This is a genomic window from Luteimonas salinilitoris (assembly GCF_041300785.1).
In the GTDB taxonomy this organism is placed as follows: domain Bacteria; phylum Pseudomonadota; class Gammaproteobacteria; order Xanthomonadales; family Xanthomonadaceae; genus Luteimonas; species Luteimonas salinilitoris.
The window spans coordinates 1-8,883 of sequence record NZ_JBFWIB010000034.1 but is presented as its reverse complement, the minus strand read 5'-3'; the positions used below and the strand labels follow the sequence as shown (position 1 = coordinate 8,883).

The following is an 8,883-nucleotide window of genomic DNA, read 5'->3' as shown; positions in this document are numbered from 1 at the left end:
GCGTCAGTGACCGGACATCCGCCCTTTGCGAAGGCTGGCCTGAACGCCCATGTGAAGGCCGCTGTCGCGTTGTTCATGGCAGGTCATCGCCGCCCGGGAGCAGGCTGACGGTCTAGATCCTGCGCTCTGTGACCCGACTTGAGTTGGGAGTAGGGGGCTATGTCCAAGCTCCGTTCTTGAATGTTCGCGGGCAGATGCACGGTGAGGTAGTCGATCAGGCTCCGCACAGAGGGCAACATGCCACGCGGCGGCGGATACAGCAGATGGATGACGTGGGTGACCACGAATTCGACCGTGCGACGGTGCGGACTATGTTGAATCTGTCGTGGCACTGGTTCAAGGGATGTTTGCCCGATTTGCCCAAAAAGGCAAAAAAGGGTATATTTGCTCCAGCCTAGACACAGGAGCAGACCATGGCCTTGGCGCTGAAGCTCGACGCAATCGAAGACCTCCCCCGTACGCCGGCATCGGACGTGAAGAAGCTTGGCTGGCGCGGCGTGATGAAGACCGTCGGCCGCAAGGGTAGGGTGGTGGTGACGAACCACAACGAGCCCGAGGCGGTCATCCTCTCCGCCGAGGATTACGGCGCCATCATGCGTGCCTTGCACGAAGCCAGCGCCAGGAACGACGAGGCGCTGGATACCCTGCGCCACCGCTTCGACGAGCGCCTGGCGTCGCTGCAGGTGGCTGACGCCGGCAGCCGCCTGCGTGGCGTGATGCGTAGCCCAGCCAGGCTTGGCGGCAAGGTCAAGGTCGGGGCGAGCCATTGAAGGCTCGCCCCGTTCTCTATGTTCTCGCCGGCGTGAACGGCGCGGGCAAGAGTTCGGTCGGCGGTCATTTGCTTGAACGGGCAGGACTGACTTGGTTCAACCCGGATACCTTCGCCCGGGAACTGGTGGCTGAGACCGGCTGCGACCAGACCGAGGCCAATGCCGCCGCTTGGCAGGAGGGCATGCGCCGTCTGGACGAGGCAATCGTGAACCGCACCAACTACGCCTTCGAGACCACGTTGGGCGGCCGGACCGTCCCCGCCAGGATCCGGGCCGCCTCGGAAACGCACGACGTGCTCATGTGGTTCTGCGGCCTGTCGTCGCCGGAGCTGCACCTTGCCCGCGTCAAGGCCCGTGTGGCCGCGGGCGGGCATGACATTCCCGAGGCCAGGATCCGCGAGCGCTACCCGGCCGCGCTGGAGAACCTGATTGCGCTCATGCCCTGCTTAGCGCACCTGCAGGTGTACGACAACAGTGCCGAGGCCGGGTTCGGCGAGGCTGTTCCCGATCCGGCACTCGTTGCGGAAATGGAATCGGGCAAGCTTGCTTGGCCTACGGATCTCGAATCGCTCAAAAGCACGCCCGACTGGGCCAAGCCGCTAGTGGAAGCGGCGCTTTCGATGAGTGGCTAGTAGCCGCTGCCATTCAAGTACGCTGGAAGAATCTGCAAGGCAGTGGTTGCAGCGGATGCGCCATGCGATGCGTTGTCCGATGCCGCCGGCGCCCGTGGCGAGACGTTCGAGAGTTTTGGGTTGCCGGCTATGGTGACCAAGCACTGCCCGCAGCGATATAATAAGAACTGCAATGACCTGCCAGACTCCCACCTGCCGTACGACAGCCACTCCGCCTTAGAGCGTCTTTCGCTTTCTGTCGTTGAATCACATGGTTGAGCGCACGTCAGCGCCCGAGGGAGTCCTATGTCGACCCATGCCGCGGAGGCTGCGCGCCGCCGCACGTTTGCCATCATTTCGCACCCGGATGCCGGGAAAACCACCCTGACCGAGAAACTGCTCTTGTTCGGGGGCGCTATCCGCCAGGCGGGCAGTGTCAAATCCCGTAAGTCGGCCAAGCACGCCACGTCCGACTGGATGACGCTGGAGAAGGAGCGTGGGATTTCCGTCACCTCTTCGGTAATGCAGTTCCCCTATGACGGGCGCATCGTCAACCTGCTCGACACGCCCGGCCACGCCGACTTTTCCGAAGATACCTATCGCGTGCTGACTGCCGTGGATTCGGCGCTGATGGTCATCGACTGCGCCAAGGGTGTGGAGGAGCGCACGATCAAGCTGATGGAGGTCTGCCGCCTGCGCGATACGCCGATCATGACCTTCATCAACAAGCTCGACCGCGAGGGCAAATACCCCATTGAGCTGCTGGATGAGGTGGAACGCGTCCTGGACATCCCGTGCGCGCCGATCACCTGGCCGATTGGGATGGGCTCGCGGCTCAAGGGCGTGGTCCATCTGCTCACCGGCGAAGTGCACCTGTTCGAGCCGGGCAAGAACCTCACCCGTCAGGACTCGACGATCTACGCCTCGCTTGATGATCCCGCACTGGCGCAACGGGTGGGTGCCGAAGTACTGAACGAGGTGAGCGAGGAGTTGGTGCTGGTGCAAGGCGCCTCGCACCCGTTCGACCGCGAGCTGTACCTGGCAGGACTGCAGACGCCCGTGTTCTTCGGTTCGGCCGTGAACAATTTCGGCGTACAACTGCTGCTGGATTTCTTCGTTGAACATGCGCCGCCCCCAAAACCGCGCGATGCGTCAGCCCGCGTGATTTCACCGGACGAATCCGCCTTCAGTGGGTTTGTCTTCAAGATCCAGGCCAACATGGACCCGCTGCATCGCGACAGGGTGGCGTTCCTGCGCGTGTGCTCGGGAAGTTATGAGCCCGGTGGCAAGGCGTACCATGTCCGCACTGGCAAGGAGATGCGCATCGGCGACGCGTTGACGTTCATGGCTTCCGAACGCGGGTTGGCCGAGTACGCCTATCCGGGTGATGTCATCGGCATCCACAATCACGGCACGATCGCCATCGCCGATACGTTTACCGCTGGCGAGCCGCTCCAGTTCACCGGCATTCCCAGCTTCGCGCCGGAACTGTTCCGTCGGGTCCGGCTGCGGGATCCCTTGCGCCTGAAGCAATTGCACAAGGGCCTGACCCAGCTCTCGGAGGAAGGTGCCACACAGTTCTTCCGGCCGCTGCTGGCCAACGACCTGATCCTGGGCGCGATCGGGACGTTGCAGTTCGAGGTGGTGGCGTATCGGTTGAAGGACGAGTACGGCGTTGAGGCGACCTTCGAGCCGGCTCAGGTCGTCACGGCACGCTGGGTAAAGGCCGAGGACGGCGGTGCGCTCGAAGAGTTCCGGGAGAAGGCCGCAATTCATCTGGCGATCGATGCGACAGGCGCCCTGGTCTATCTGGCGCCCACTCGCGTCAATCTGCAGATGGTGCAGGAGCGGTGGCCGAAGCTGCGCTTCGAGGCCACACGCGAGCATGCACAGGCCAGCGGTACAGGCTGAGGGCGGCTTAATGAGCAGAGCTAGGTTCTCGTGAGTCCGCGGCCATCGCGTCGGCCGCCGCCACCCATCCCGGGGCGGATCTGGAAGATCGCCGCCGTTACCGGTGCCGGCGCCTTCATGGCAATGCTCGACGCCACGTTGGCCAACCTGGCCTTGGAGTCGATTCGTGCCGATACCGATTCCACGCTTCCCGTGGTGCAGTGGGTTGCCACCGGCTATCTCATCGCGATGGCCGTGTCGCTGCCCGCGTCGGGCTGGCTGGGCGGTCGATACGGATATGGGCGCGTCTGGGCGGCCGCTTTGGCGGCCTTCATCCTCGCGTCGGCACTATGCGCGCTCGCACCAGGGCCGCTGTCGCTTATCGGCGCTCGATTGCTGCAGGGGCTCGCCGCGGGCTTGATGATCCCCGCGGGACAAGCGGTGATCGGCTCCACGGCAGGCCGGGACCAACTCGGCAGGCTCTTTGGCGTCCTCGGTTTGGTCATCGGCCTCGGGCCTGCGGTGGGTCCTGCATTCGGCGGCTTGCTGTTGGAGATGGCCTCATGGCGATGGTTGTTCTGGATCAACGTACCCATTGGCATTGCCGCGCTCGTTGCGGCCCGCGGCCTCGTGCCCGCCGGCGCGACAAGCATCGATCGTCAATTGGATCGCAGAGGGCTGGCGCTCCTCGGTATCGGACTGCCGGTGTTGCTGTTCGGCGCCACGGAGATCGGCGCCTCAGGCGTCATGGCGCTACCGTTGCTCACCATCATTGTCGGCACCGTTTTGGCCGCCACCTTCGTTTTCACCGCGCTCGGCGCGCGCCATCCGCTCGTGAACCTGCGTCTGTTGCAGCGCGGGACTTTTGCCTCCGCCACGGCGATCACCGGGCTCACCGGCGCCAACATGTTCGCCGGGCTGCTGCTCCTGCCGCTGTACTTCCAGCTCGTCGAAAATCGAGATATCACGGAAGCGGGATGGCTGCTCCTGGCCATGGGGCTGGGCAGCGCCGTGGCACTCTACATCGGCGGCCGGATTACCGATCGCTACGGTGCCGGTCCGGTCACCTTGATCGGCGCGGGATTACTGATCCTCACTACCATCCCCTTTCTCATCCCCGGCCCACTATCCCTTTCCAGCCTGGTGACGATTCTCGTCGCCAGAGGCGCGGGACTGGCATTCGCACAGATGCCTGCAACGACAGCGGCCTACGCCTCTGTCACTCCGGATCAGATCGGCGATGCCGTCACGCTGGTCAACATTGTCCAGCGCGTCGGCGGCGCGGTCGGTGCCGCTGGGGTCGTCGTCGTGCTCGCTCAAACCGGCGGTAGCAGCGCCCCGGTTGCCTATCTTTGGGCGTTCTCCGCCTTGGCGGCCCTCTCCGTGCTCACCTTGGTCTTCGCCGCATCGTTGCGTCAACACGGCCGTTAGGTTGCGTTGCAGATGTAGAGGCGACCTCCGAAGCTGCGCTTCGAGGCCACGCGCGAGCATGCCCAATCGGCCCGTGGTTCAGACTGATGGTTGCCCAATGGGCAGAGCCTCTCGCGCATCAGGGCGCGTGCTCAGCTCGATCCGGTTGTTCGTAACGACATCCAGCGCTCGATCCAGTCGACCGTGGACTCCACGCCGCGCTCGGCGCGCAGGCGCAGGCCCACCGCTTCGGCGGCCGCGGCGATATCGGGATCGGTGGTGGCGGCCACGATGGCGGCGGCGAGACGCTCGGCACTCAGTTGCTTCTGCGGGATGGGCGGCGGGCCGGCGCCGATCGCATGCACGCGCCGGCCCCAGAACGGCTGGTCGCCAAAGAACGGGCAGATGATGGTCGGCCGGCCTGCGCGCAGACCGGCCGCGGTGGTGCCGGCTCCGCCGTGATGGACCACCGCGGCGACCTGTGGAAAGAGCCAATCGTGCGGGGCCTGCTTGATGGCAAGCACCTCCGGCGGCAACGCCTGCGCCGCCAGGCCACCCCAACCGCTGGCGAACAGGCCGCGGCGTCCGGACTGTCGGAGTGCCTCGAGCACGATCGCGGTGACCCGTGCCGGTTTGCGGCCGGCCATGCTGCCGAACCCGACATACACGAGCGGCGGGCCGGCGGCGAGGAACTCGACCAGCGCCGGCGGAGGCGTCCAGTCCGGGGCGTGCGGCAACGTCCAGGCGCCCATGGTCATCGCGGTCGCTGGCCAGTCCTTCGGCGTCGGGCTGATCTGCGGGCTGTAACCATGCAGCACCGGGATCGCCTGCCCGTTTCCATCGGTGAACAGGCCGAGTTCGGCGGGCCTGCGCCCCAGCCTGTTCTGGCGACGCCAGGTGCGAAGCGGGCCGCCGCCGATGCGCTTGCCGAGGAAATGCACGAAGCGGTAGGTGAAGCGGCGGTAGCCGTCGCCCAGCGGCCAATCGGGCAAGCCCACGGCGGGAAATTCCGTGGTCGGCACGTACTGCGGAAACAGCGGCGCCATGATCGCCGGCACGTCCAGCGCATCGGCGATATCCACGGCACCGGCCAGCTTGGGATGGAACACGATCAGGTCAGGCCGCACGGCCTGCGCCGCCTGCCATGCGTCCTGCTGGACCTGCGCCTGCAGCGGTCCGACCTTCGGCACCAGCGTGGCCATCACCTTGAAGGTGCCGAACAGGCTCTGCATGCCCTCGAGCGCCGCGCGCCCTTCCATCGAGGCGAGCAGGTCGATGAAGCCGTTGTTCATGTAGCGGTAGTCCAGCCCATGATCGGTCACGAAGCCGGCGAAGTGCTCGCTGGTGCACACACTCACGGCATGCCCGGCGGCCTGCAGCCCCCGGCCGAGCGCCACGTAGGGCTGCACATCGCCGTGTGAGCCGAGGGTCAGGATCAGGATCTTCAATGCCGAACTCCCTGGTACAACTATCTTGGCGGAGGAGACCGTCCGTGCGATTCAATGCGCGGCACGCCCACCCGATACGTCCACTTCTCGTGGATGGCAGTCTAGGACGCCGATCGCATCAGGGCGACATTCCTCGCTGACTCTCCAGCCAGAAGCCATACTTCTCAGCGATCCAGTCGAACGTACGTTCGGCATAAAAGCTCACGTGTGTCGGATCGCGCACGTAATGCCATTGCTGGAAGGACAGGTCCGGTGGTTGCCACTGGGTCATGATCGCAAGCCACCCGCCAGGCCGCAGCAGCGATGCCAGCCGGTCGAACTCGACCCTGGGTCGATGGAAGTGCTCAACGACCTCGGTGCAGATCACGAAATCGTAGCGGCGATCGAGAAGGTCGTCCTGCGGTTCGAACAATGGATCCCATGAAGTCGTGAGGAATCCGCGCTCGCCCAACATCAATGCCAACGTGGGTCCGGGATCTGCGCCGTAGTCCAAGCCCGACATTCCCGGTGAGAGGCGTGCGCATAGCGGCGCCGCCAGCCGATCGAGAAACGCGCGATAGCGCCGGTCCGACGGATCGTTCTCGTGATGGGAATAGATCCGCCGTTCCTCGTCCAGGGACGGAAGGTCGTCGCGATCCATGAATGCCAGAGCGCACGTATTGCACTTGAAGTAGCGGCGACCGGTGATAGCTGCCAAGGACCGAATCACATCACTTAAACAGAGCGGGCACAGGATCATGAGTCCGGCGGGCCACTAGCCGGCGGCCTATGCCCTGCGTTCGCGCCCAACCATCGCGCCGCCAACCACGGCACCACAATCACGTATGCAGCCACGCCTGCTGCAACATGGGCGATGGGAGCGGCCGTCTCCAGGGCAAGACCGAACACCAGCGGAGACAGGGCTGTGGCGATCACCATGAAGCCGGTATACATCCCACGAACCATCCCCAGGCTGTCGACACCGAACACCTCGGCCCACAACGCGCCCGACACGACGCTGTTGGCGCCCGCTGTAGCACCCAGTCCTACGAACAATCCCCACAGCGCCAGCGACGGCGGGCCGAACCCCAGCGCCAGGGTGGCTGCCGCCACGGGCAACAGGTAGACGCGGAATACCCGCGTCACGCCGTGCCGGTCCACCCAATGGCCGGACAACCATGTGGATGCGGTCTGGGCTGCCGCGAAGCCGATGAACCCCCAGGCCACCTGGGCCGGCGTCCAGCCGTGCAGCGTGGACAAGGTGCCCTGGTGGAGGAACACCGCAGTCACCACAAAAGGAGATACGAGGACCACGGTCAGGGCGGCAAGAAAGGCCGGCTTGCGGACCAGGTGCCGCCGTCGAAGGCGGGGAGGCGGCGCGCCGTCCTGCAGACCGACCATTGCCACTGCTCGTGGCAGCGGCGCGGCAGCGGCCCGCAGCGCGGGCAGAGCCACACCCAGCACCAACATCGCGGCACATACCCACACCCAACGCCAATCCAGCCAGCCGAGCATCGCAATCACCGCCACGGGCAGCAAAGCTTCACCCGCGATGAAGCCGAAGGCGGCGGTAGCCAGGCTGCGTCCGCGGCGGCGGGCATGCCGGGCCGCGGTGACGATGGCCATATGGCCGGTCAGTCCCTGCCCGCCCAACCGCAGACAGAACAGGCCGATCAGCAACAGCACCGGACCGTTCGCCACGGCCATCAGGATTGCCCCGAGCCCCAACACGGATAGCGCCACCGTGATGGCTTGCTTCATCGGCAGGCGATCAGCCAGTTCTCCGAGCGAGAACATCAGCAAGCCGCTGCCCAGCGTGGCCAAGGCATACAGCGCTCCCCAATGGGAATCATCGAGCGCCAGGTCATTGCGGACCGATAGTCCGAACAAACCGATAAAGAATGTTTGCCCGATACTGGAGACCAGTGCAGCCGAAAAACCAAAGGCGGCGGCACGTCGGTGATGGATTCGAAGCGGCGTCAAGATGCGTTCTTGTCGTTATCGTCCGCCCAGAAGCTTCGCGTACTGCAACGGCTGAGCGGGGTGGCAGGCAGCTGGTTCAAGTCAGCGCAGCGTCTTGCGACTCCACGGTATTGGCGACTTTCGCCAATAGCACGGAAGGAGGTTCCCTCCGGCTCAGGATCTCGCGCACGATGAACAGTGCTGCGAGCGAACGCGCTTCCGAACAGTCTTCGCGCAAGACCAATTCGTGGAGCCTGTCCAGTTTCCAGGGGAGGACCTCCAACTCCTCGGGCTCGTCTCCCGGCAATCGTTCGGGATAAAGATGCTCCGCAAGCACCAGGTGAATGGCATTGCTCATGTAGGTAGGCGCTAGCGTCAGGGGGCGCAGGTACGTCAGCGTCCTGGCGCCCATGCCGACTTCTTCCTTCAGTTCGCGGTTGGCAGCTTCCAGGATCGATTCGCCCGCATCCATCCGCCCCTTCGGCAGGCCGAGTTCGTAGCGATGGGTGCCTACCGCATACTCCCGGATCAGCAGCACCGTATCCGGATCGTGCATGGCCGCGATGATGACGGCACCGGGCGAACGGCTGTGAAGCCGCTCGTACAGACGCCGCTCTCCGTTGGAGAACTCCAGATGCACTTCTTCAAGCGAATACTGGCCTAGTTCGGTGGCGACGGCGTGATGGATGATCGGCAGGTAGGACATCAACGGGCACCCGGCGCAATGATCATAGCGAGTCGGCGTCGGGGAGGAACGACGAATCGGCGTCGGCAATCGCAGCGCCCATTCCCAAGAAGGCATGGAAGACAGAT

Annotated in this window: 8 protein-coding genes; 4 read left to right on the top strand and 4 right to left on the bottom strand. The window is 64.6% G+C overall.

Features of this window, described 5'->3' with window-relative positions; all coding sequences use genetic code 11:
* The first annotated feature begins 413 nt into the window (after positions 1-413).
* The 4 genes from AB5T46_RS20125 (at position 414) to AB5T46_RS20110 (ending at position 4,702) form a co-directional block, all read left to right on the top strand.
* Positions 414-770 carry a type II toxin-antitoxin system prevent-host-death family antitoxin gene (locus tag AB5T46_RS20125; RefSeq protein WP_370565888.1) on the top strand — a complete coding sequence of 119 codons (357 nt, stop codon included), beginning with the start codon at positions 414-416 and terminating at the stop codon, positions 768-770.
* Positions 767-1,402, top strand: coding sequence for an AAA family ATPase (locus AB5T46_RS20120; protein ID WP_370565887.1), 636 nt, complete (start codon positions 767-769; stop codon positions 1,400-1,402). Before AB5T46_RS20125 ends, AB5T46_RS20120 begins: the two co-directional genes overlap by 4 nt.
* Positions 1,403-1,687: 285 nt before the next feature.
* Complete coding sequence (locus AB5T46_RS20115) at positions 1,688-3,292, top strand: peptide chain release factor 3 (protein ID WP_370565886.1); 1,605 nt, start codon at positions 1,688-1,690, stop codon at positions 3,290-3,292.
* A gap of 30 nt (positions 3,293-3,322) precedes the next feature.
* Positions 3,323-4,702 carry a DHA2 family efflux MFS transporter permease subunit gene (locus tag AB5T46_RS20110; protein ID WP_370565885.1) on the top strand — a complete coding sequence of 460 codons (1,380 nt, stop codon included), beginning with the start codon at positions 3,323-3,325 and terminating at the stop codon, positions 4,700-4,702.
* 131 nt (positions 4,703-4,833) lie between these two features.
* On the opposite strand, the gene AB5T46_RS20105 is transcribed toward AB5T46_RS20110, so the two are convergent.
* The 4 genes from AB5T46_RS20105 to nudE form a co-directional block, all read right to left on the bottom strand.
* Positions 4,834-6,129, bottom strand: coding sequence for a glycosyltransferase (locus AB5T46_RS20105; protein WP_370565884.1), 1,296 nt, complete (start codon positions 6,127-6,129; stop codon positions 4,834-4,836).
* A gap of 118 nt (positions 6,130-6,247) precedes the next feature.
* Entirely contained in the window at positions 6,248-6,769 is a 522-nt protein-coding gene (locus AB5T46_RS20100) for a class I SAM-dependent methyltransferase (protein ID WP_370565883.1), read from the bottom strand.
* A gap of 95 nt (positions 6,770-6,864) precedes the next feature.
* Positions 6,865-8,091 (bottom strand): MFS transporter, encoded by a 1,227-nt coding sequence (locus tag AB5T46_RS20095; protein ID WP_370565882.1) that lies wholly within the window; start codon positions 8,089-8,091, stop codon positions 6,865-6,867.
* 76 nt (positions 8,092-8,167) lie between these two features.
* Positions 8,168-8,776, bottom strand: a complete 609-nt coding sequence (gene nudE, locus AB5T46_RS20090) for an ADP compounds hydrolase NudE (RefSeq protein ID WP_370565890.1) — start codon at positions 8,774-8,776, stop codon at positions 8,168-8,170.
* Between the last annotated feature and the right edge of the window lie 107 nt (positions 8,777-8,883).

Coding starts and splice junctions, on each gene's coding strand:
- AB5T46_RS20125 (WP_370565888.1), top strand. CDS start 414: ATGGCCTTGGCGCTGAAGCTCGACGCAATCGAAGACCTCCCCCGTACG.
- AB5T46_RS20115 (WP_370565886.1), top strand. CDS start 1,688: ATGTCGACCCATGCCGCGGAGGCTGCGCGCCGCCGCACGTTTGCCATC.
- AB5T46_RS20100 (WP_370565883.1), bottom strand. CDS start 6,769: ATGGATCGCGACGACCTTCCGTCCCTGGACGAGGAACGGCGGATCTAT.
- nudE (WP_370565890.1), bottom strand. CDS start 8,776: ATGTCCTACCTGCCGATCATCCATCACGCCGTCGCCACCGAACTAGGC.